This window comes from Nonomuraea sp. JJY05, assembly GCF_043496855.1.
Classification (GTDB): domain Bacteria; phylum Actinomycetota; class Actinomycetes; order Streptosporangiales; family Streptosporangiaceae; genus Nonomuraea.
Genome location: NZ_JBIEIS010000043.1, coordinates 89,758 through 110,537 on the forward strand (window position 1 = coordinate 89,758; position 20,780 = coordinate 110,537).

Consider the following 20,780-nt stretch of genomic DNA (forward strand, 5'->3'; position numbering starts at 1 on the left):
ACCTCGGTCGCCCGGGCGTGCGCGGGCGCCTGGACCCCGATCGTCAGTTCGCGACCAGGTCCATACGGAGAAACTCGGTGACGCGCAGCAGCCTCGGCGGGCGTGCCACCTCGTCGGGGAGCGCCCGGAACGCCTCGTCCTCCCCGACGAGGCGCGGGGCGGCGAGTGCCACCTCCCTCCCCTCGACCCGGAGCCGCGCACCATCGGCCGCCAGCACGTTCTGCACCCAGTCCGAGCGCGATCCGTACACCAGCACGAACAGGTAGCCGCCGTCGACCGGATGCGCCTCGAGCGGGGTGCGATAAGTAGCGCCGGAAACACGACCGACGTGCACCAGCACGGGCCACCCCCCACTCGCGATCGCGCGAGGGTTGAACACCCTCTTGTTCACCTGCCCCCACCACTTCGGCATCGGCATCGGGCATCCCCTTTCTCTCGCCCGAGAGGGCTTACACCTGTAAGGCTGGCTTACAGTTGTAAGGCTGTCAACCCGCACTCCCGGAGCCGTCATGCCACCACCACCCCAACCGCTCAGCAGAGATCTCGTGCTGGAAGCCGCGATCCGGGTCGCCGACCGAGGCGGCGTCGAGGCGATCACGATGCGACGGGTCGCACAGGAACTCGGCGTGGAGGCGATGTCGCTCTACCACCACCTACCGAACAAGGACGCCATCCTCGACGGCGTGGTCGACATGGTGTTCGCCGCGATCAAGCTCCCCGGCGCCGAGTGCGACGACTGGCGCGACGCCATCCGCGCACGCGCCTCCTCCGCACGTACTGTCCTGTCACAGCACAGCTGGGCTCTCGGCCTCATGGACTCCCGCCGCAACCCGGGGCCCGCGACACTCCGCCACCACGACGCAGTCCTCGGCGTCCTGCGGAAAGCGGGGTTCACCCTGCCGATGGCCGCACACGCCGTCTCCCTCATCGACAGCTACATCGGCGGATTCGTCCTCCAGGAGGCGAGCCTGCCGGTCAGGACGCCGGACGATGTCCACGAAGTGGCCGGCAGCATCCTGGAGCACCTGCCGGCGGACGAGCTGCCATACCTCACCGAGATGATCGTCGACCACGCCCTGCGGCCCGGCTACGACCACACCGGCGAATTCGACTACGGCCTGGACCTCATCCTGGACGCGCTCGAAGCACGCCGGACACCAAACCCAGACACCCCTGAACCGCCGGCCAACGCTCCGCGGCCCAGCGGCCACCCCCGCGGACCGACCTGGCCGACCCTGCCCCAAGACCTGCCATAAAAGCCCGCCCATGAAGTCGGGACACGGCCGCGGAGCACGGCCACCCGGCCGGCTCAGCCACGCGCCACATAGCCACCATCGACGGGCAGAGTAACCCCGGTGATATAGCTCGACCGCGGAGAGGCAAGGAAAAGGATCGCTTCGGCGACCTCCTCCGCCCGGCCGAGGCGGCCGAGCGGGTTGCCCGTCCGCCCCCACTCCTCGAACATCTCCTCACCGAGGGCCTTCACCACGTTGTCGGTCCTGGTATTGCCAGGGGCGACAGAGTTGACCCGGACCCCGCGATCACCGAACTCAGCGGCCCACGAGCGAGTGAGCGCGTCAAGAGCAGCCTTCGTCGCCCCGTAGGCGGCGGCATCCGGAATGCCCTGAAGGGCGGCGATCGAGCTGACATTGACGATGCTGCCGTACCCCTTGGCCCCCATCCTCGGCGCGAGGGCGGCCGTCAGGAAGAACGGTCCCCGTACGTTGGTGTCGAACACCTGCATGAACGACTCCAGATCCTGCTTCGGAGTCGGCATGAAGGGGTAGACACCCGCGTTGTTGACCAGGATGTCAACGTCACCGGCTCCATCAGCGAGCCGCCGCAGCGCCTCCAGATCGTTGAGGTCCGTGGGGACGGCACGAGCCCGGCCACCCGCCCCCTCGATCTCCGCGACCGTCTCGGCGAGATGGCCGGCATTGCGACCGGCGACGATGACGAAGGCTCCCTCGCGGGCGAGCACCAGCGCCGTCGCACGACCGATGCCCGAGCCGCCGCCGGTCACCAGAGCGGTCTGGTTCTGAAGTTCCATGATCGAGCCCTTGATCGGCATGCAGAAGAGTCCGGCGCGCGGGCCGCCCCCACCGGCCACAAGACCCCGTCAAAACTGCGGGCACCGGACCGAACACTCCCCTAACCAGCCAGAATACACACGACCTCCGACACCCACCCGAGGCGGAAAAGCGCACAGATCGGCCCTACCGCAAGCCTCCCACCCCACACTCCCCAGCCCACCCATGATCATTCGCGATGAGGGCAAGCGCACGCCGGGCGGCACGCTGGTCACAAAACACGCCTCGCGATGGTGGCTGTTCCTTTAGAGGAAAGGCGGGCGGAGCCCGCTTTGTTTTGTCACTTTGGCCAGTTTGACCAGCACCCAGCGCCTTTACAATGTAGATTTATTCGGGAAAGCCAGAGCCCTACGAGAACAGGTACTGCGGCATCGGCAGCTTCCAGGCACTGAGCAGAGCCGACTCCAGGGAGAAGATCGGCCGGTTCTTGGCTGGTACCAGCGGCACAGCCGAGACGCTCCATAGTGCCGCCGGTACGGTACGCGGCAGTTCATGCCGGTGCGATGAGGGCCCTATCCCCCGATCAGTACTGCCAGATGGCGTTGCGGCGGTGTCGGGCAGGGTGGACCTCGAGATCGTCGACAGGCTCGGTGGCGTTGGCGTACCGACGGATCATCTCGAGCTGGAGACGCAGGCACTGGCGCGCCCGACGCTCCTCGATCTTGGCCCATTGCGCCACGGAGCGGTCCCGAGGATCGGCCCTGGCCCAGGAGTAGACGTCGATCCTGCGGCGGACGACGGCCGGACGTGCTCGACGACCGGCTCGTTCTGCCCCACGCAGGCATGCGGCGCTGTACCGGAGATCGACTATCGTCACCGATCGCCACGGGCCGTCTCGGTCGAGAACCGGGCGGTCAATGTGATGGGCAGTGCGGGACACGAGGCTCCCTCGGTAGCACCGCCAGGTATCTCCTGGCGGACTACGTGAAGCCGGTCGGCCCCGTTGATCGCTCGTGACCCATGGCCGGACCCTAGCATCGCGGGCGGCGGGGTCGCTCAGCCCGCCGCCTCAACCCATCCCGCAAGGCAGCGGTCGTCAAGTTGTCGAGCTGAGTGGAGGTCATGCTGTGTTCCTTCCATGGGTGGATCCGGGGTGGGCGGGCTCGGCTGCCCAGGTGGAGATGGGGTGAAGGCCCGTCACTGCCGGAATGCGGGAGGCCCTGCGTGCGAGGTCAGGCTGTGATCTAGAGCCGGACCTGTTCCGCCGGTCCGATGGGCAGCCAGTGAAACCGGCTGCCCATCTCCTTCGGCGCGCGCAGGAGGTCCCGATCGATGCCGTCACGGCCCTGCCGGAAGTGCTGCCAGCCTTCGTCGTGCACCGGCAGGATCGTGCGCGGGGCGATGGCCGCGCACAGCCGTACGGCCTGTCGCGCGGTCATGGTGTAGCGCAGCGGACCGGTGAGGGGGAAGCCGACGCCGCCCAGATGGAGCAGCACCGTGCCCGGCCGGACGCGGGCGGCGGCCCGGCGCAGCGCGCGGTGGTAGACGGTGTCGCCGGTGATCCAGAGCGGGCCGTGGGCCTGTCCGGGCCAGGTGAGGGCGAAGCCGATCACTTCGCCGGTGATGGGCCGGCTCAGTGGCGGCCCGTGCCGGCACGGGGTGGCGGTGATCTCGATCGCCGGTCGGCCGGGCGCCTCCAGCCGAGTGGTTTGTCCGGTTTTGAGGCCGCGGGTGGTCCCGCCGAGGCGGCGGGCGCCCGAGGAGGTGGTGATCGTCGTTCTGGGGTGGTCAGCAGGGCGCGCCCGGCGTTGTCGAGGTTGTCGCCGTGATGGTCGTGAGTGAGCAGGACGGCGTCCACGGGACCGATGTCGGCCGCGGGGAGGGCGGGACCGGTGAGTTTGCGGGAGGAGGTCCCCCAGCCGAACGCGTAGGTCCGGCCGGGGGCGTCGAAGGTCGGGTCCGTCAGCAGTCGCCAGCCGTCGAACTCGATGAGGACGGTGGGACCGCCGATGTGGGTGAACCTGACGTCCGACATGGAACGCGCTCCTTCTGAAGGTGTCAGCTGTGGTGCAGGGCCCACGCCAGGGCGTGGTCGGCGATCTCTTCCCAGCCGTCCTGAGCGGGCATCAGGTGGGAGCGGCCGGGGTACTCGGTCACTTCGGCGATGGTCTTGGCTGATTTGTAGTGCTTGGCGTTGGAGCGCTGGACCTTGGGCGGCATGAGGTTGTCGTGCTCGCCGGAAATGAACAGCAGCGGCTTGCGGTCGTCGTTGTGGTAGTTCACCCAGCTGTCGTCCTTGCCGGGGTTGATGTTGGCCAGGGCGCTGCCCCAGAAGATGTGGCCGGAAGCCGGGACGTGGTAGCGCTCGTAGGTGGCGCGGGCCTCGTCCTCGGGGAAGGTGTTGGTGAAGGCGTAGCGCCACTGGTCGTAGGTGAAGCCGACGGCCTTGTGGCGGTTGGCGGGGTTCTTCAGCACCGGGAAGGTGGCGCGGAGCTGGGAAAGCGGGATGACCTGGACGCCTTCGGTGGGCGCGGAGTTGATCGCGACGCCGGCCGCGCCGTAGCCGTGGTCGAGCAGGATCTGGGTGAAGACGCCGCCGCCGAGTGCCCCATGAGGATGGGCGGCTGGTCCAGGCCGCCAACCAGCTTCTCCAATGAGTCGATGATCTGCGGTACCGTGACCTGCTCGATGGGGGTGGGGTCGGCGTTGAGCGCCTCGACCTCGACCTCGAAGCCGGGGCAGGCCGGGGCGAGCACCCGAAAGCCCTTGGCCTCGTAGTGGGCGACCCAGTTCTCCCAGCTGCGCGGGGTGACCCAGAAGCCGTGGATCAGGACGATGGTGTCGGGTCTCATGCGGGTTCTCCTCGGGCGCGTATTGGGTCGTGATCAACTGGTGGTCCGGGTGAGGTCCTTGACCCAGATCATTGAGGCGCGCAGATGGAGGCCGGCGAGGTAGCTGCCCGGGTCTTGTCGGATCGAGTGGCGACGCCTCGCCAGGCCTTAAGCTTGTCAATCAGGCGCTCGACGGTGTTCCTCTCCTTGTAGAGGCCAGCGTCGTGGCTGACAGGCCGACCGCCCGCGCAGCCCTTCTTCTTCCGGTTGGCGGCCTGGTCTCTCTTCTCCGGGATCACTGCCTTGATACCGCGTCCGCGCAGGTGGGCCCGGTTACCGCGGGAGGAGTAGGCCTTGTCGGCGGCGACCGCGTCCGGCCGGGTGCGGGGGCGGCCGACGGGGGCGCGGACCCGTATCTTCCCCAACATGGGGATGAACTGCGAGCTGTCGGCGGCCTGGCCTGCGGTCAGCACGAACGCCAGTGGGCGGCACTTGCGGTCGGCGGCCAGATGAACCTTAGAGCCTGCTGACAAAGGGATTTGGTGTCGGAGTTCGAGCCAGGAGACGGTCGGGTTTGGTCGTGTTCGGGCCATTGACCCGGGAATGGGAGCGGGCTCCCGGTAGCTGAGGTGTTGTCTAAGATCGCATCCGTGACGAGGACCACCCCGCGGCGCCCGCTCGATGTTGAGGTGCTCTTCCCGGAGCTGGCCGCTTACCGCGGCACGACTACCCGGCTGCACCCTCGTCCGGGAAGCCCGGACGTGTCGTCCAGTTCCGTGGGCGGGCCAATTCTGTGGCCGGCGGACGAGCCATGGCCAGTATGCACGGAGCCGCACAAGCGCGGGACCGGCCGGCGCCCCGCGGACATCCATCGGGAGCGACAGGTCCTCGCAGCCGCCTGGGCTCGCGATTCGGATCCGGGTCCCACGACGGAGGAGCAGGCACTCCTGGAGGAGCTGGCGCGCAAGCATCGCGTCGCGGGGGTGGCCGACACCGATCCGCTGCCGATGATCGGCGTCGCCCAGCTGTACCGGCGGGACGTTCCCGACCTGCTGGCGGGACCGGACGGGTGCGACTTGCTCCAGGTGTTCTGGTGCCCCTTCGACCTGCACGGACCCACCGGCTACGGCATGTCGCTGGACCTCCGCTGGCGCCGATCCTCCGAGGTAGCCGAGGTCCTGGCCGCGCCACCCCGACCAGCGGTCGTTGGCTTTGAGGGGTACGTACCGGAGCCCTGCGTGCTGCACCCGGAACAAGTGGCCACCTACCCGTTCGCCGGACTGCTGCCCGAGAACCTGCGCGCCCGGATTGACGCCTGGGAGGAAGCCCTCGAGGAGGAGGCCGAAGAGACGGTGGACGACGATGCACCCGAGGCGCCCACCTACTACCAGCTCGACCTGTCCATTCCGCCCGGCTGGCGCGTCGGAGGGTTCGCGTCGTGGCACGTGACCGACCCGTCTCCCATGGACTGCCGGACCTGCACGGCACCGATGGACCTACTGTTGACCATCGACAGCCGCGAGTGGGACGGCGGCAGCGGCAGCTGGAAGCCGATTGAGGAGCAGGACCTGCCCACGCACCGGTTCGCCACGCCGACCGAGGTCGCGGTGGGTAACTGGGGTCAGCTGAACGTCTTCGCCTGCCCCGTTCCCTCGCATCCGCACCGCTGGAGCATCCAGTAGGTCGTCAAACCTGTGATCCCTCGTGTGTGCTCGATGCAGTCGCACCCTGACCGGATTCCCACGATTGAGCGTCGCGGCCATGGTCGGCGGCCGAGTGCTGTGCTCGTGAATCTCGAACGCGATGCAGTTCGGGTGCCTCTCGAAGCATTGAGCCCTTGTCTGTAGCGGTGGTAGCTCTGCGCGTGCCTGCTGACATAGGGATTTGATACTCGACGGTGGGGTCAGGAGATCACTGAGATGCGGTCACTTCGGGTCGTTGACCCGTGAATGGGAGCGGGCTCCTGGTAGCTGAGGTGTTGTCTACGCATCTCGGCGGCCAGGAGCTCGTGGTTGTCTGTTTGCACGCTCGCGTCCGTGGACGCCAGTGATTGTGCTTCACCGGGGTGCCGGTGTCATGGCCGGAAGCCGTCATATCCGTCGAATCTGACCGATGCCGAGTGGGCGGTGCTGGAAGGCGAGGCGCGGGCGGTGATGGCCGAACTGATCGCGACCACGGGTCGGCCGATGGTACATGACCTGCGGGCGATGCTGGACGCGATCGGCTATGTGACCAGGTACGGGATCGAGTGGCGGGCCCTGCCGGTCGACTTTCCCCTACACGAGGCGGTGTATGGGTTCTTCCTGCGCTGGTCTCGGCGTGGTCTGCCCGAACGGCTCGCTGGGCGGCTGCGCGGCAGGCTGCGGGTCATGGCCGGACGGGGCGAGCTGCCGACGGCTGGGTGCATCGACTCCCAGACGGTCAAGGCGGCCGAGACCGTCGGGGCCGCGGCCTGCGGTTTTGACCGGGGCAAGAAGATCAATGGGCAGAAGCGGCATATCGCGGTCGACACGCTCGGGCTGTTGCTGTGTGTGATCGCCACCGCCGCGTCGGTCCAAGACCGTGACGGCGAACACCCATTGCTCGCCCTGCTGCGGGAGAAGTTCTCCACCATCACGCTGGTGTGGGCGGACGGCGGCAACGCCGGGCGCTTGGTGACCTGGGCCAGGCAGGGCCTTGTGTGGCCGTCGCGATCGTCAAGCGCTCCGACGACCTGAGGGGCTTCGTCGTGTTGCCTCGCAGGTGGGTGGCAGAGCGAACGTTTGCCTGGCTGGCCCGCTACCGCCGGCTCGTCCGGATCTACGAACGCAGGCTCGAGCACCACGAAGCCCTGATTTGGTGGGCTACCGCGCACCAGATGACCCGCCGCCTGACGCGCGAACTGGCAGGTCAACCACCCCCTAACCGCTGGGGCGACCCGCCACCGCTTCCGGAGCTGTCCAGTCCCGACCGGCGCGGCAAGGTCCTGGAACTCTTGGCCGCTCAGCCATGGCGAGCCTGGAAAGGGGCAGAGTTGGCCGATATCCTCGGAATCGAGAACATCAACAGCTTCCGTGTCCAACTGTCCCAATGGTCCCACCAGGGTTACATCAACAAGATCGGACCAGCCCTCTACGGCCCCATCCCCGCGAGTACTAATGAAGCGCTGCGCAATCGTGTGCGCACCGTTCTCACCACGGGTCCGCCACCCGTCCGTCCGCTTCCAGGCCGAACCGCAGTAGGTCAGACCATCGACCACCCGTGTCTAGTCGCCCGCCCTTCCGGGCCAAGGCCTGCAGCGCCCAAGTGTCTCCGGCGTCGGTAGCGGCGCGGTACAGCCGCTCGGCCTCCGCCTGGTCTCCTGCCTGCTCCCGAAGCCGGGCCAGGGCCGACAGCGCGGCGGTGTTGCCGACGTCGGCGGCGGCGCGGTACAGCCGCTCGGCCTCTGCCTGGTCTCTCGCCTGCTCCCGCATCGCGGCTAGGTTCCGCAGCAGGGCGGGGTCGCCGGCGCGGGCCAGTTGCTCGGCGCCCTCCCGATCTCCCGTCCGCTCCCGCATCTCGATCTGGGCTCCAAGCGCGGCAGTGTCGCCACGGTCGGCGGGACGTTGCCAGAGGTTGTAGGCGTGACGGTAGCGGCCCCGGGCATTGGCGGCGCGGGCCAGGGCGGAGTGGTCGGCGGGGGTGGCGGCGTGGCGGGTGGCGGCGTCCCAGAACTCCGCCGGTGGGCAGATCAGGCGGCGGGTGCGGGCGCCATGTTGTGCCAGGTAGTCGGCCAGCCTATAGGACGGTTCTTCTCCTTGCGGCTTGGTGTTGCCGGTTCCGAGGCGGGGCCGGATTCGAGTCAAGGGGGGCAGTGCTCCCCGGCAGGGCCGGGGGTCAGTCAGGTAGGCGAAGGCCCGTTCCAGCCAGTCATCGCCCAGCAGGTCCCACTGATCCTCGTTCAGGTAGCCGGCGGCGGCCTGTTCCAGCAGCAATCGGGGCAGCGCCACGCGGTGGCCGAGCCGGCGGGCGTCCATGGCCGCGTGCAGCACGGCCCGGGCCTCGGCGGCGGCCTTCTGGTAGAGCCCGATCAGGGCCGGGCCGCCGGCCAGATACTGGGTCAGCGCCCCGGCGCGGGCCTGCTGTAGTGCTTCTGCCCATCGGGGATCCCCGCCCGCATTGGCCATGTGGACGGCCGTTTCCAGCTCCAGGCCGGTTGAAGGCCTCCGGGATCCGTAACTCGGCGCCTATGAGTAAGTCCCGGGCCTGGGCGTGCGGATCCGGCTGACCCGGGGCCGGGACGGCCGACAGGATCGCGGCGTACTCGGGCCACAGGGTGCCCACCACCAGGACTGGCCCTCGATCGGGGGAGCGGAGCAGGTCGCGCAGCCCGGCGGCGACCTGCTCGCCGATGTCATCAGCGGTGCACAGGTAGTGCTGGGTCTCATTCAGCCAGATCACCGTGTGCGGGCCGGCCCTCCGCAGGTCGGCGAGGGCGGCTCGGGGGGCCGGGATTGATCGGGTGCCAGAGCGCCACGGTTCCGGCAGTTGGCGTACGGCCTCCCACAGGGCGCGGGTCTTGCCGGTGGAGGATCCGCCCACCAGCACCACGATCCGGCTGGCCCCGCCCCGGGCCTCAGCTACGATCCCGGCGAGCACCTCATCGTGTGCGCGGGGCAGGTAGGCGGGCAGCTCGCCGTGCCCGACGGCCGCGGCGCCGGCGTCGATGGCCGGATGCACCTCCAGATCTAGAGGCCGTACCTGGCCGATCGGCCGCCCGTAGCCGGACTGGGCGGCCGGCGGCGCCGCGACGGATGGGGAAGCCGGAAGCGGGCTAGGCGGAGCTGATCGGCCGGCTGGCCGCCGAGCCACGACTGGGATTGGCGGCCGCGGATGCGGCAGCGGCCGAGCTGGGGATCTCGCGGCGTCAGGTGTATGTGCTGCTCGGCCGGTGGCGTGCGGGCGAGGGCGTCGTGTCGGACCTGCTTCCCGGCGTTCCACCCGGATAGTTCGCTTGACTACCCCAGATAACGATGGACCTGAGGGGCAGCCATCAGTGCGTCACTGAACTGCTGCGTACGCGGATTCGCTGCCACCTGATTGACATCCACTGGTTGGAGTCCGGCCCTTCCCGAGAATCGATGACAGCCCGCTCATCGCCTACGCCGCAGCCCTCATCTGGCACCGCCGACTCATCAAATGAGACGACGTCTTAACCGGCGGCTTGCAGCTGGAATTGCAGGTCGGAGGCGCCTGGCGTCTCCAGGACCGACACCGCGATCAGGCCGGCGGCTGCGGCAAGGCTCTCGAATCCTGAGCGGGTATACCAGTGCAGCACCCAGGGGCGGTCCACGATGGTGCTCTCGCCATCGCGGTACCGCTCGTAACGCAACACCGTCGTCTGCGTCCGCGCGGAATCGCTACGCTCCTCGGACAACACCGAGACACGCAACTCAGCACCGTCGTCCGCCGTCGCGGTGCGCACTCGGCCGATCCGTTCGGCGGGTGTGGGCGATGGGACAAACAGCGGCACCAGGGCGGTGCCGCCCACGGCGAGGTGGTTGCGGATGCGGTGGAGGGCAGCCAGAGCGGTCGAGTCGTCGGGGAGCAGGTTGAAAGTCGGCCCGGCAAGAAAGATCGCACGGTAGCGGCGCGGCAGATCGAGCGCCTCCATGCGCTGGTGGTGGACGACGACATCGACGCCTTGCTTCCGTGCCCGGAGACGGCACCGCTGCAGCATGTCCGCCGAGGAGTCAACACCCTCGACGTCCAGGCCGCGCCGACGCAGGTCGATCAATGGATCCCCGTCCCCACACCCCAGTTCCAGAGCCGGGGAACCAGCCTCTTGGACAAACGCCGCATAGGGCTCTGGATCTTGGGCGACGGACTTCAGCGGCCCATACAACTCGGCGACGATGCCTGTGTAGAAATCAGCAGGAAGCACGCCCGCACCCTACGCTTCAGCCGAAGGCTCGGCGACATCATTTCCAGCGCCTCGCCACCCGCTCACCAAGTGAACGACACCCCTAACGAGCGCACCGGCCATCCGCGCGCTTCGCCGGCCTGACCGATCAAGCCTGGTCGGGGCCGAAGAGAGGGAACGGCTGCCGCACCACTGAAGATGATCAACACTCGGATCTCGTCCGATGAAACCTTCCAAAGCGGCTCCCATACCCGTGCAGAGGACTTCGGACATCCGCGCAGGCGGCTTCGGAAACCGACACCCGAGCCGGATATGGACCGGGTGCACGCGCGCCTGACCGCCGCGCTGCTCAGGATGACGCCGCCCAATGTTGCGGCGCCGTTCTTCGAGAGCGCCGCCTGGACGGATCTCACGCCCGCCGAGCAAGACATGATCATCGAGGCCGACGCCGACATGGAAGAGAAAGACCGGCGCAAGCGTCAGCAGGCCCGCCAGGAGCGAGCCGAGAGAGGAAGGCGTCGCACGTGACTGAGGCCGCCGAGCCGTCGAACGCGATCCGCCTCGGCTACGCCCGCGTCTCCACCCGGGGCCAGGACCACGCCGCACAGTCGGAACTGCTGAACGCGGCCGACTGCCGCGACATCGTGGAGGAGACCATCTCCACCCGCCGCAAGGACCGCCCCAAGCTGCAGGCCACCCTGGCGACGATGAACGCCGGCGACACGCTGGTCATCACCAAGCCCGACCGGGTCGCCCGCAGCGTCAAGGAGCTGCTGGTCTTCCTCGAAGACGAGCTCGCGCCGCGCGGCATCAACCTGCACATCCTGACCGGCATCTGCGCCGGCATCCACCGCCCCAACAGCCAGACGATGTCCGACAAGATGCTGTTCCTGGTCGCGGCGATGGCCGCCGAGATGGAACGCGACCTCATCTCCGAGCGCACCAACGAGGGCCTGGACGCCGCCCGCGCCGCCGGCCGGGTCGGCGGCCGCCCGGTCATGGTCACCGAGGACGTGCTCGCCGCCGCCCGGGCCCGGCGCGAGCGTGGCCAGTCGGTCACCCGGATCGCCCTGGAGCTCGGCGTGGGGCGGTCGACGTTGTACCGGGCGCTGGAGAACGACAACCCGCCCACCGTCACGGGCGCCGCGCCCTCACGCTGATCCTTTCTTCCAGGGCCTTCTGTGCGTCCGCACCATGCAGCCGCCGTCTGGGGGTGTTTTAGGCGTGGATCCGGGCGCTGTCCGAGGCACCCTCCGCGCGGACCCGCAGCCGACCGTCCCGCAGCTGCTCGGAGGCCGCTCGCATGCGCGCCTCCCACTGACCTGTGGGCCACCGGGTCCGCTCACTCCAGACCACATCGATGAAATTCGCGCGGGTCAGGTCCGCGCGGGTGAGATTCGCGCGGGTCAGGTCCGCGCGGGTCAGGTCCGCGTCCGCCAGGTTCGCGCCGGTCAGGTTCGCGTCGCTCAGGTCCGCGAGGGTCAGGTTCGCTTCGGTCAGGTTCGCTTCGGTCATGTTCGCGCGGGTCAGGACCGCGTCGGTCAGGTCTGCACCGAACAGGGTCGCGTCGACCAGCTGCGCGCCGTTCAGATTGGCGCCGGTCGCGTACGCGCCGTCCAGGTTCGCGCTGGGCAGGTTCGTGCGGGTGAGGTCCGCGCGGATCAGGACTGCGTCGACCAGCTGCGCGCGGTTCAGGTTCGCGCTGGGCAAGTTCGTGCGGGTGAGGTCCGCGCCGGTCAGGACTGCGTCGACCAGCTGCGCGCGGTTCAGGTTCGCGCCGGTCAGGTTCGCACGGGCCAGGTCTGCGAGGGTGAGGTTCATGTAGGCCAGGTCCGCGTTGCTCAGGTCCGCGAGGGTCAGGTCAACGTCGGACAGGAGCGCGCCGGGCCACACTGGGGGCCAGGAGGGGGCGAATGCCGGGGTGATGCGGGTCCAGGCTCGCCACCACGACCGTCCGGGCTTTCGGCCGCCGGTCGGGCGGAAAGCGGGCGAGGTACGGGCGAAGGCTGTGATGATCCGGCCCGCGAGTGAGTCAGCGCGCGGCATCGCTTTCTCCTACCTGCCTGGTGACCGGATCGGCCGATGACGCAGGCCCAGACTCGGCGATGACGTCCGGCCTGGACTGATCGCCCTGATCGGGCGCCGCGGCGGCCGGACCAATCTCGGCGGGTCTCGTCACGCCTGGCGACGGTGGGGAGGTCGGCCTGCACGGGGATTTGCTGGCTGAGCTTTTCCAGGATGAGTGGTGCGGCCGCCCCCAGCGCCAGGGCGATGAGGGGCGTCATGCCGTTGACCGACGCGCCGGCGGCTCCGGCCACCACCGCGCTCGCGGCCGCGCGGCCCAGCACCGAGACCAGGTAGGAGCCGCCACCCGGCCCATGCGGATAGCGCCAGGGCCAGCCGCCGCACCGCCTTGATGAAGTCGAGCGCCTCGATGGCCAGCCCACCGCCCAGCCCTCACAGCGCGAACATCCAGCCCATGCACTCGACCGTAGACGTGTCCGCCGGGAACGCACACCTCGTTGGGCATCTCCGTCGTTTCTGGCTCCCGCGACAAACCGTGCCCCCGAGGTGCCAAGTGCCACAGAGTGTCAGTCGCTCTGCCGTGAGAGCGTCAGTGACGCCGCTCGCGTTTCCCGCCGGGTCCGTTCAGCCTCCCGCCACCGGACGAGAGGGTGATCAATCCGGTTCCCAGTAGCGGTAGCCGGGGAGAAGTGCGTCCGCCGGGGGTGGCGGACATGGGCGTCGGTGAGGGCCGCCGTGGACGGCTACGTGCTCGCGCCGACCGTCACCCGGAGGCTGATCAGCGCGTTCGCCGACCGCGATCCGCCGAGGGGCGAGGAGGCGCGCGAGCGGCTGGTGGTGCTGACGCCGCGCGAGCGGCTGGTGGTGGCGCGGGTGGCGCGCGGGCTGTCCAACGGCGAGATCGCCAGGGAGCTGGCCATGAGTGAGGCCACTGTGAAGGCGCACGTCAGCCGTTCGCTGGCCAAGCTCTGCCTGGCCAACCGCGTTCAGGCCGCGATATTGGTGCACGACGCGGAGATATGAGTACCCCCTACTCATGTGGCGGTAGGCGTCCCGTTCGTACCTTCGGCCCTATGAAAGCATTTGTCGCCCTGGCGCTCCTGGCGAGCTCACAGGTGGCGCAGACGAGCAGTATGCCCCCCGTACACGACGAATGCGTGACGACCGTCAAGCTTCCCGCGACCATCGGCAACATCTGGCGCAAATGGGGCGCCGAGCGCAGCCCGCTAGGCTGCCCGCGCGGTCGCGAGCTGGTCCAGCGCAAACGCGAGCAGAGCGGTGGCGTGGACGGGGTGAGTGAGCAGGTCACGTTCGACTTCGGCGTCGTCATCGAGGCCCCGCGCCTGGCGCCGGGCGGGTGGGTCGCCTTGTACCAGGGCAATTCGGTGCACCTGAACGACAGCATGTACGTGGCCTGGGGCGGTTCGGGCCGGGTCGCGGACGGGGCCGTGACGGTCGGCTGGTGGACGGACAAGCCCAAACAGGAGCCGTTCCGGGAGCTGGCGGGCGGCAAGTTCGCCAAGAACGAGAACGCCTGGAGCTGGATCAACCTCCACAACAACCTGCAGCAGGGGACGAAGTACAGCGTTCAGCTCAAGACGTCCGGCACGTGCGTGACTGCCGGGACGCCCGGCTACTGCTACCTCGCGCCGCCGATCTCGATCACGGCCCAGCAGACCCGCGAGTGCAAGAGCGTCCCGATCGACCGGGTGGGGAAGTACTGGCGCGAGGAGATGAAGCGCGACACGTCCGTGCTGGGCTGCCCGGTCGGGGTGAGCGGCATCAACGTCCCCGGCTATCCGGCGGGCACCTCCAGGCAGCACTTCGAGTACGGCGCGGTGACCTACCGGCCCGACAACGACGGCGCCGGGGCGCTGGCCGTCACCTCCTGGTGGGAACGGCGGACGAAGGGCAAGAACCCCGGCGTCTTCGTCAGTTTCGAGTCGACGTACCGCCGGTACGACGTGTGGCAGATCGAGTGCACCGCCCACCACAACCCCGCCGAACGGTGCGGCCAGGACGACGACGAGTCCCTGCTCAAGCCGACCGCGTCGATCGTCACCGTACTCGGTGACCCCAAGGCGCTGAAGGGACGGCAGTCCGTCGGCTACACCTTCCAGGGGCAGGCGTGCAAGAAGGGCGGTTTCCTGGCGTCGTCGAAGTGCAGCGGGTGGGGGCCGCCGGTGACGCTCCGCTGGCCGCGCCCGGCGGATGTGGCACCGGGCGACTGACACCTCGCGTCCCGATCGCCTCCAGAGACGTCGCGCCGGGCGACTGACGACTCAGCTCTTGATCGCTTCCAGAGGATCCGTACGGGCGGCGAGGCGTGCCGGCCAGGCCGCGACCAGCACGCCGAGCACCATCATCCCGGCGAACGCCTGCCCCACCACCCCGTACGACACCCGCAGCCCGGACAGCGGCTGCCCGAGCATCGCATGCTGCATCACCGCCCCGGCCGCCACCCCGACGACGATCCCCAGCACCGCCCCGCACAGCGCGATGAGCAGGCTCTCCAGCCGGATCGACCGGCCGATCAGCCCGCGGGTCGCCCCGATGGCCCGGGCCACGCCGATCTCCCGCGTACGGTTCAGCACCGACAGGGCCAGCGTGTTCACCACCCCGAGCAGCGCCACGACCACCGCGATCCCGAACATCGCGTACATCACCAGGAACCCCAGCTCCTGGGCCCGCACCGCGTTGGTGATCAGCTCGTCGCGCCCGATGACCGACGCGTCGGGCCGCCGCGGAAGGCCTCGTCCAGGGGCCCGCCTCGCGCCGTCCGCGTAGATCATCGTGATGCCGAGCCCGGCCGGCGCCAGCGCGGCGTCGTAGTACACGCTGGCCGAGAACTCGCTCGCCTCGTACAAGCCGCCCACCCGGACGTTCACCGATGCCCCGGGCGAGATCACCAGTGTGATCGGGTCGCCGACGTCCAGCCCCAGCATGGCCGCCTGGTCGCGGGCCACGAGCACGCCGCGCCGCAGGTCGGCCGAGCCCGCCGTGACCGACGGCCGCAGCACCGTCCCCATGGCGCCGGGGTCGATCGCGGTGACGATCCGTTCGGTGGAGCCGCCCGCGTACCGGGGGGTGGCCAGCCGGTCGCGGGCGGCGTACGCGCTGGTCACGGTACGCGCCCGCGCCAGGTCGCCCGCCGAGAGCCGGGCCGGGCCCCGGCCGCCGGGTGCGGGACGGTCGTGGTGGCGGGGACGTTCGCGCGGGTCGTGGAGCGGATCAGCCCCGCGAACGACTCGCTGACCGTGGCGAACGCGCACACCAGCGCCAGCCCTATCATCAACGCGCTCGCCGTCGCCGCCGTACGACGGGGGTCACGGGCGGCGTTCCGTACGGCCAGCTGCCACGCCGGCCCTCCTTTCCGCAGGTCCAGAGGCCGCAGCAGCGTGGCCACGATCACCGGCGCGAGCAGCATCACCCGGTGGCGCCCACGGCGGCCGAGGCCAGCGCGACGATCCGCGGCACCGTGCCCTCACCAGGGGCGGCCGTCGCGACCACCCCGATCAGGCCCCCGGCCGGCAACAGCACGCCCAGCAGCGACCGCGTCCGCCCGGGCTCCGGAGCCGCCCGCAGCGCCGCGATCGGCGGGATCGCCGCCGCCCGCCGCGACGAGGCGTACGCCGCCAGCACCGTGACCAGCACCGCGACCACGTACCCGAGCCCCACCCCGGCGGGCGAGACCGCGAACGCCACCGGATCCGACGGCCGCAACACCATCACCAGCACCGGAGCCAGCCCCACACCCAGCAGGGGTGTAGCCAAGATAAGCCCAAAAGCCACAATCGCGATCTTGAAGGTGTCCCAGTTGCGGTTTGGTGACTGCATGGCAGGTGAGTTGAGACCGCCGGTACCGGGGTCGGGGAACGCAGGGACAGCCATTGGCGGTATGGGCTATTCGACCAGGTCAGGGCGATGCACGATCAACAGTGTTGAGCAGCTTTTCGGCCCAGACATGGTGGGATAGCCCGACGCAATAACGCCTTTTTCGTGTTTCCGCAAGTCAGGGGTGGCGGTCCGCACCATGATCCATCTCACCGCCAATGGCTGTCCCCGCGTTCCTCGCCCCCGAGGCCCGCCCCGAGTTCGGGGCCAGTGTCGGCGTCGGCGTCCCCGTCGGACCCCCGCAGCGCGGTCAGCGCCAGCATCACCAACTGCGCGGCCGCGACTTCGGCCACCTCGACCGGCCCGCCCGGCACCAGGCCCTGCAGCACGCCCCGGTAGGCGGAAATCAGGTTCTCCCCCACCCACCGCTGCCGCTGATGGATCTCCTCCAGCTTGGCCTTGACCTTCTTGGCGGTGGCCGCCATCCGCTTGCACAACATCTCAGCCAAGTCATCGCGCGCCCGTGCCTGGGCGGAGTGCACCAAGCACACCAGCAGCGCGATCCGCTTGACCTCCACGCTGTAGGAACGGGCCAGCACATCGGCATCGGCCGCCTCCGCCTCCCCCCCCGAAGTCGGCGATCTTCGAGGCGGCGATGCCCTCCAGCACCGTCTCGGTATCGCACAACCCTTCCACCCACGCCAGATGCTCGGCCTGCTCCTTCAACTTCCACCAGCTCGCCCGGCGCGCCGGCTTCTTCAACCAGTCCAGACCGCTCCTGCCACTCGGCCGGGGTACGAACAATGCCCCGATACGGGCACGGTCTTCGGTACTCAGTCGCCGCCAGATCGTCTGTAAGATCTGGGCGTTGACCTGGCCGCGGATGGTCGACTCCATGCTGTCCAGCGTGGAGAACGCCGGCGGTTGCAGCCGGGCCTGGGCCAGCCGCTCCAAACGTGCTCGACCACCACAGGCGGCACCTCACGGGCCTTGGCGAAGCGACCCAGCCGCTGGAAACACTTCAGCGCGAGCGTCAATGCCAGCAGGTGCTCATCGGTGTCGCTCTTCTCCCTCGTCCAAGCCATCCCCTCGGCCGACGGGGAGTAGAACAGGTACAGCTCACGCGGCATCACCAACCGGGGGAACACCCGGTACGCGGTCCGCTCCACCGACGTCACCGCACACGCCTCCAGGCTCACCCCGCCAATGAACGAGACACACCGCAGCGAGACGAACACGCACACAACAGGCGAAGCCAGATCACAGCTTCATCAACCTGCTGCTCAGCCTCTTCAAGATCATCTCAATGTGGCTTTTGGCCTTATGTGGGCTGACCCCCAGAATTGCTCAACCTTCGCTGCGGCAGAACAGGAAAACGCGAAATCCCGTCCAATCCAGATGATCGAACGGGATTCCGTCAACTTCAGTCCAGCAGTTTCAAGAACGGCCGTTGGTGGAGAGAAGGGAATTTCGAATCCCTGACCCCTTCGATGCGAAGCATTCGAGTTGATCGCTCCACCTTGCGTATTGCCAGTTCAAACGTCTGTTCATGTGCACCGTAGTGTGCCGCCGGGTCACTCTGGGCACCCTTGGTGTCACTCATTTTGTCATTTGGCCGCTTACCGGCAGCGGCTTCTGATCGCTTCGGTGTGAAGCATCCGAGGGGATCGATTGAGCACATGTGTTGTCTGGCCAGGCAACAACACTATTTCGTCACACGCATCACTTTATAGACGGCGATGCGCGGATTGGACAAGCAATAGTACTTCTTTGTCCCGAAACTGAGCGCGTTAAGAACCTTGGCGGCCTTGTAGCACGCCGTACTAGAGCGGTAGTAGGAATGGACAGTATCTGCGCTGGCCGGGGCCGCGTTGACCGTCAGCGTCAAACACGTCGCTGCTGCCAGCATGGCAATCGTAACGAATCGCTTCACAAAACGCCTTCCCTTGAAGTTGATACTAGAGGCTAGTTCAACGATGGCCGAATAAATGTCGAGTAAACACCCGACAATCACCGGATAGCATCCTGGATGTCCTGCCAAGGTTGTGGATTTAACCATAGAGTGCGGCGGTATATTTCTGGTATGTCGTGGATGCGTTGGCGACGGCTTACGAAGGATGCGCATGTTTCCGCCAGCATCACCCTTGGCCTGCCCGTCTGAGCTCGTGGGTGGGTTCAGCACCAAGATTCATCTGGTCGCCGACCGGCGCTGCCGGCCGATCGCGACGATGGTCAGTCCTGGTCAGCATGGGGATAGCCCGTACTTCCGGCGCGTGCTGGAGCGCGTACGGATCCTGCGTCGTGGTTTGGGCCGCCCTCGTCAGCGTCCTGGGCGGGCGTTGGCCGACAAGGCGTACTCCTCGCGGGGTAACCGCGCTTACCTGCGTCGACGTGGGATCAAGGCGGTCATTCCGATCAAGAAAGATCAGCGAGCCAATCGTCTCAAGCAAGAACGCGAGCGGATCTACCAGGGCACCATCGACGTCGCCTCGATCAGGATCTGGCTCCGCGACCCGACTCCATGATCCACAGGACACTCCCTAGGCGGCCGAAGTCGTCCGCAGTCAGGCTGCGCCGGCGCTGCGCCGTATGCAGCACGACCTCGGGTTCGTCGACCTCATCGGAGCATGCGCAGCGTTCGTCGCCGCGGTCGGCACCGCTCGATTCTGGTCTGTGCCTGCCTGCGTGGCATCAGGCCGTCTCCTCTCCATTCCGCCAGGTCGAACAGGCCCGTCGAGGGCCTGGCCATCAGCGGCACACCATGAACGCGCCGGAGTTGAGGGCACCCGAACGGCAGTGACCTTCGTTTACATCGACCCGATCGGGGGTCCTCACCATGTACGCCTGCGCCCGTACGGCTCGGGCGACATACCGACGATATACCAGGCACCCCTAGCCTCTCGGTAAACAGGTGATTCGCCTAACTCCCGAGGAGTGTCCTCATGCCCAGATCCCGACAATGGACCATCGCGCTAGCCAGCGCTGTTCTCCCCATGGCACTCATTCCACTGACCTCGCCAAGCGCCTTAGCGCACTCCGCCGCCGCTGACTATCCCGTGTATACCTATGCGATCAAGGTGACGAGTACCGATAGCACTGTTGTGCTCTACAACAAGCAGCTGGCGAGCTGCTCCGCCGGGGTCGGCGGCACCTGCTCGCTCTCCAGGTCGTTCTCAGTTGCACGGACTATCCAAACCAAGCTCGGCGTTACCCGAGCCATCGTGGCCGCCGAAATCGGTTTTAGTACGGCCACCACAACCACGGTGACCTCGCAGTGCAACTCCCCTAAGTTCACTAAGAGTGGGCAGGTGTATCGGGCTTATCCGCAAGGGATCAAGAAGCGCTACAACATCACCAGGAAGATGTACTATAACGGCAAGTTGGAGAATATAAGTTACTCCAGCGGCGAAGCCTTCAACCCCCAGGGAGTCTACTGTCGCATGACCTGACCTCCATCTGGATGAGAGTCTAGAGCGTCGGTCATGTATCTCTGATGGTGTTTGTGGTACCTCTCCCTGATCGCGTCTTCGGTCGGGGTCAGGGAGGATCCATGATTCATGCGTCCCAGAACGTGGCAACCACCAGTGGAGCTGGCACCGGCTGAGCACATCATCATCAAGGCGATCAAACGGGCCAAACTGTTCATCTTCCTGCGCCTGCACCGGCACGAACTGTTCGATGAAGCCTTTCATGAGGAACTGGCAGGCCTGTACGGCGATGCCACCAAGGGGCATCCGCCGGTGCCGCCCGCGCAACTAGCTTGACTCTGTCGGGGATCCTGTTCGCTGGCGGCTCGCCAGGAACGCAAGCGCGGGATGCCTTGCTGGTCGAGGTAGTCCTGGAAGGCTGTCGGCGGTCGTGGGGGCGCGCTTTCTCCAGGAGGGTGTCGGCTGAGGCGTTCGACGTTGACGGCGATGGCGGTGAGCACGTGTTGCAGGTGGGCCTTGGCCTGCCCGCGGTAGCGGCAGCGGCGCATGCCATGGCCGTGGGTGAACTCGTAGATGGTGCCCTCGATGCCGGAACGTACCGCGTAGCGCTTGTGCCAGTCCGGTTCTTGCTGCTCCGCGCGGTTGCGCAGCTGCAGTTCGTGTAGTTCTCGCGGAGGAAAGCCCACGTTGCGCGCACCGTCGCGGGAGGTGGTGCACTTGGCTCGGACCGGGCAGGGTTGGCACTGGCTCT

At 67.8% G+C, this 20,780-nt stretch carries 27 protein-coding genes and 4 pseudogenes; 13 read left to right on the forward strand and 18 right to left on the reverse strand.

Annotation, left to right across the window (positions count from 1 at the left end):
- Nucleotides 1-43: 43 nt before the first annotated feature.
- Complete coding sequence (locus tag ACFKCF_RS47195) at nt 44-418, reverse strand: nitroreductase family deazaflavin-dependent oxidoreductase (RefSeq protein ID WP_394501922.1); 375 nt, start codon at nt 416-418, stop codon at nt 44-46.
- A gap of 91 nt (nt 419-509) precedes the next feature.
- Here ACFKCF_RS47195 and ACFKCF_RS47200 point away from each other — a divergent pair, with 91 nt between their 5' ends.
- Entirely contained in the window at nt 510-1,256 is a 747-nt protein-coding gene (locus tag ACFKCF_RS47200; protein ID WP_394501924.1) for a TetR/AcrR family transcriptional regulator, read from the forward strand.
- 53 nt (nt 1,257-1,309) lie between these two features.
- Here ACFKCF_RS47200 and ACFKCF_RS47205 read toward each other — a convergent pair whose 3' ends face one another.
- The 7 genes and pseudogenes from ACFKCF_RS47205 to ACFKCF_RS47235 form a co-directional block, all read right to left on the reverse strand.
- Nucleotides 1,310-2,071 (reverse strand): SDR family NAD(P)-dependent oxidoreductase, encoded by a 762-nt coding sequence (locus ACFKCF_RS47205; protein ID WP_394501926.1) that lies wholly within the window; start codon nt 2,069-2,071, stop codon nt 1,310-1,312.
- A gap of 542 nt (nt 2,072-2,613) precedes the next feature.
- Nucleotides 2,614-2,769 (reverse strand): hypothetical protein, encoded by a 156-nt coding sequence (locus ACFKCF_RS47210; protein ID WP_394501928.1) that lies wholly within the window; start codon nt 2,767-2,769, stop codon nt 2,614-2,616.
- Nucleotides 2,770-3,274: 505 nt separating this feature from the next.
- A complete protein-coding gene (locus tag ACFKCF_RS47215) occupies nt 3,275-3,730 on the reverse strand; it encodes an MBL fold metallo-hydrolase (protein WP_394501983.1) in 456 nt (151 codons plus the stop codon).
- On the reverse strand, nt 3,664-4,065 hold the full coding sequence (locus ACFKCF_RS47220) for an MBL fold metallo-hydrolase (protein WP_394501929.1): 402 nt from the start codon (nt 4,063-4,065) through the stop codon (nt 3,664-3,666). The genes ACFKCF_RS47215 and ACFKCF_RS47220 overlap by 67 nt, the downstream gene beginning before the upstream one ends.
- A 23-nt stretch (nt 4,066-4,088) precedes the next feature.
- Entirely contained in the window at nt 4,089-4,505 is a 417-nt protein-coding gene (locus ACFKCF_RS47225) for a hypothetical protein (RefSeq protein ID WP_394501931.1), read from the reverse strand.
- A complete protein-coding gene (locus ACFKCF_RS47230) occupies nt 4,499-4,882 on the reverse strand; it encodes an alpha/beta fold hydrolase (RefSeq protein ID WP_394501933.1) in 384 nt (127 codons plus the stop codon). The genes ACFKCF_RS47225 and ACFKCF_RS47230 overlap by 7 nt, the downstream gene beginning before the upstream one ends.
- A gap of 33 nt (nt 4,883-4,915) precedes the next feature.
- A pseudogene (locus ACFKCF_RS47235) lies at nt 4,916-5,382 on the reverse strand (IS5 family transposase); the annotation flags it as partial.
- A 129-nt stretch (nt 5,383-5,511) separates the two neighbouring features.
- On the opposite strand from ACFKCF_RS47235, the gene ACFKCF_RS47240 reads away from it, so the two are divergent.
- A complete protein-coding gene (locus tag ACFKCF_RS47240; RefSeq protein WP_394501934.1) occupies nt 5,512-6,543 on the forward strand; it encodes a hypothetical protein in 1,032 nt (343 codons plus the stop codon).
- 354 nt (nt 6,544-6,897) lie between these two features.
- A complete protein-coding gene (locus ACFKCF_RS47245; RefSeq protein ID WP_394501936.1) occupies nt 6,898-7,578 on the forward strand; it encodes an IS5 family transposase in 681 nt (226 codons plus the stop codon).
- Nucleotides 7,579-8,031: 453 nt separating this feature from the next.
- On the opposite strand, the gene ACFKCF_RS47250 is transcribed toward ACFKCF_RS47245, so the two are convergent.
- The gene (locus ACFKCF_RS47250; RefSeq protein ID WP_394501938.1) at nt 8,032-9,006 is read right to left on the reverse strand and encodes a hypothetical protein; all 975 of its coding nucleotides are present in this window, start codon (nt 9,004-9,006) and stop codon (nt 8,032-8,034) included.
- 361 nt (nt 9,007-9,367) lie between these two features.
- Here ACFKCF_RS47250 and ACFKCF_RS47255 point away from each other — a divergent pair, with 361 nt between their 5' ends.
- A complete protein-coding gene (locus ACFKCF_RS47255) occupies nt 9,368-9,571 on the forward strand; it encodes a hypothetical protein (protein WP_394501940.1) in 204 nt (67 codons plus the stop codon).
- Nucleotides 9,572-10,031: 460 nt separating this feature from the next.
- Here ACFKCF_RS47255 and ACFKCF_RS47260 read toward each other — a convergent pair whose 3' ends face one another.
- Nucleotides 10,032-10,763 (reverse strand): class I SAM-dependent methyltransferase, encoded by a 732-nt coding sequence (locus ACFKCF_RS47260; protein WP_394501941.1) that lies wholly within the window; start codon nt 10,761-10,763, stop codon nt 10,032-10,034.
- Nucleotides 10,764-10,940: 177 nt separating this feature from the next.
- On the opposite strand from ACFKCF_RS47260, the gene ACFKCF_RS47265 reads away from it, so the two are divergent.
- The gene (locus tag ACFKCF_RS47265; protein ID WP_394501943.1) at nt 10,941-11,270 is read left to right on the forward strand and encodes a hypothetical protein; all 330 of its coding nucleotides are present in this window, start codon (nt 10,941-10,943) and stop codon (nt 11,268-11,270) included.
- The gene (locus ACFKCF_RS47270; RefSeq protein ID WP_394501945.1) at nt 11,267-11,902 is read left to right on the forward strand and encodes a recombinase family protein; all 636 of its coding nucleotides are present in this window, start codon (nt 11,267-11,269) and stop codon (nt 11,900-11,902) included. Before ACFKCF_RS47265 ends, ACFKCF_RS47270 begins: the two co-directional genes overlap by 4 nt.
- 58 nt (nt 11,903-11,960) lie before the next feature.
- Here the strand turns inward: ACFKCF_RS47270 and ACFKCF_RS47275 are convergent, their stop codons facing one another.
- Entirely contained in the window at nt 11,961-12,788 is an 828-nt protein-coding gene (locus ACFKCF_RS47275) for a pentapeptide repeat-containing protein (RefSeq protein ID WP_394501947.1), read from the reverse strand.
- Nucleotides 12,789-12,980: 192 nt separating this feature from the next.
- Here ACFKCF_RS47275 and ACFKCF_RS47280 point away from each other — a divergent pair, with 192 nt between their 5' ends.
- The 3 genes from ACFKCF_RS47280 (at nt 12,981) to ACFKCF_RS47290 (ending at nt 14,998) form a co-directional block, all read left to right on the forward strand.
- The gene (locus ACFKCF_RS47280) at nt 12,981-13,103 is read left to right on the forward strand and encodes a hypothetical protein (protein ID WP_394501949.1); all 123 of its coding nucleotides are present in this window, start codon (nt 12,981-12,983) and stop codon (nt 13,101-13,103) included.
- Nucleotides 13,104-13,490: 387 nt separating this feature from the next.
- Complete coding sequence (locus tag ACFKCF_RS47285) at nt 13,491-13,790, forward strand: response regulator transcription factor (protein ID WP_394501951.1); 300 nt, start codon at nt 13,491-13,493, stop codon at nt 13,788-13,790.
- Between the two features lie 50 nt (nt 13,791-13,840).
- On the forward strand, nt 13,841-14,998 hold the full coding sequence (locus tag ACFKCF_RS47290; RefSeq protein ID WP_394501953.1) for a hypothetical protein: 1,158 nt from the start codon (nt 13,841-13,843) through the stop codon (nt 14,996-14,998).
- A gap of 51 nt (nt 14,999-15,049) precedes the next feature.
- On the opposite strand, the gene ACFKCF_RS47295 is transcribed toward ACFKCF_RS47290, so the two are convergent.
- From ACFKCF_RS47295 to ACFKCF_RS47320, 6 genes are all read right to left on the reverse strand, one after another.
- Nucleotides 15,050-15,892: an ABC transporter permease gene (locus ACFKCF_RS47295; RefSeq protein WP_394501954.1), complete on the reverse strand. Its 843-nt coding sequence runs from the start codon at nt 15,890-15,892 to the stop codon at nt 15,050-15,052.
- Complete coding sequence (locus ACFKCF_RS47300; RefSeq protein ID WP_394501956.1) at nt 15,889-16,194, reverse strand: hypothetical protein; 306 nt, start codon at nt 16,192-16,194, stop codon at nt 15,889-15,891. Before ACFKCF_RS47300 ends, ACFKCF_RS47295 begins: the two co-directional genes overlap by 4 nt.
- A complete protein-coding gene (locus ACFKCF_RS47305; protein ID WP_394501958.1) occupies nt 16,194-16,559 on the reverse strand; it encodes a hypothetical protein in 366 nt (121 codons plus the stop codon). The genes ACFKCF_RS47300 and ACFKCF_RS47305 overlap by 1 nt, the downstream gene beginning before the upstream one ends.
- Before the next feature lie 251 nt (nt 16,560-16,810).
- Nucleotides 16,811-17,200, reverse strand: coding sequence for a hypothetical protein (locus ACFKCF_RS47310; protein WP_394501960.1), 390 nt, complete (start codon nt 17,198-17,200; stop codon nt 16,811-16,813).
- Nucleotides 17,201-17,434: 234 nt separating this feature from the next.
- Entirely contained in the window at nt 17,435-17,845 is a 411-nt protein-coding gene (locus ACFKCF_RS47315; protein WP_394501962.1) for a DUF4158 domain-containing protein, read from the reverse strand.
- Between the two features lie 461 nt (nt 17,846-18,306).
- Nucleotides 18,307-18,534: a hypothetical protein gene (locus ACFKCF_RS47320; protein WP_394501963.1), complete on the reverse strand. Its 228-nt coding sequence runs from the start codon at nt 18,532-18,534 to the stop codon at nt 18,307-18,309.
- A 235-nt stretch (nt 18,535-18,769) separates the two neighbouring features.
- Between ACFKCF_RS47320 and ACFKCF_RS47325 the strand changes: the two are divergent.
- From ACFKCF_RS47325 to ACFKCF_RS47340, 4 genes and pseudogenes are all read left to right on the forward strand, one after another.
- Nucleotides 18,770-19,051 (forward strand): annotated as a pseudogene (locus tag ACFKCF_RS47325) (transposase); the annotation flags it as partial.
- 112 nt (nt 19,052-19,163) lie between these two features.
- Nucleotides 19,164-19,508: pseudogene (locus ACFKCF_RS47330) on the forward strand (hypothetical protein); the annotation flags it as partial.
- 35 nt (nt 19,509-19,543) lie between these two features.
- Nucleotides 19,544-20,050 (forward strand): hypothetical protein, encoded by a 507-nt coding sequence (locus ACFKCF_RS47335; RefSeq protein WP_394501964.1) that lies wholly within the window; start codon nt 19,544-19,546, stop codon nt 20,048-20,050.
- A gap of 108 nt (nt 20,051-20,158) precedes the next feature.
- Nucleotides 20,159-20,362, forward strand: a pseudogene (locus ACFKCF_RS47340) (IS5/IS1182 family transposase); the annotation flags it as partial.
- Here ACFKCF_RS47340 and ACFKCF_RS47345 read toward each other — a convergent pair.
- Nucleotides 20,290-20,780, reverse strand: a 491-nt coding sequence (locus tag ACFKCF_RS47345; RefSeq protein ID WP_394501966.1) for a transposase, incomplete at its 5' end; no start/stop codon positions are given. The pseudogene ACFKCF_RS47340 and the gene ACFKCF_RS47345 sit on opposite strands and share 73 nt — an antisense overlap.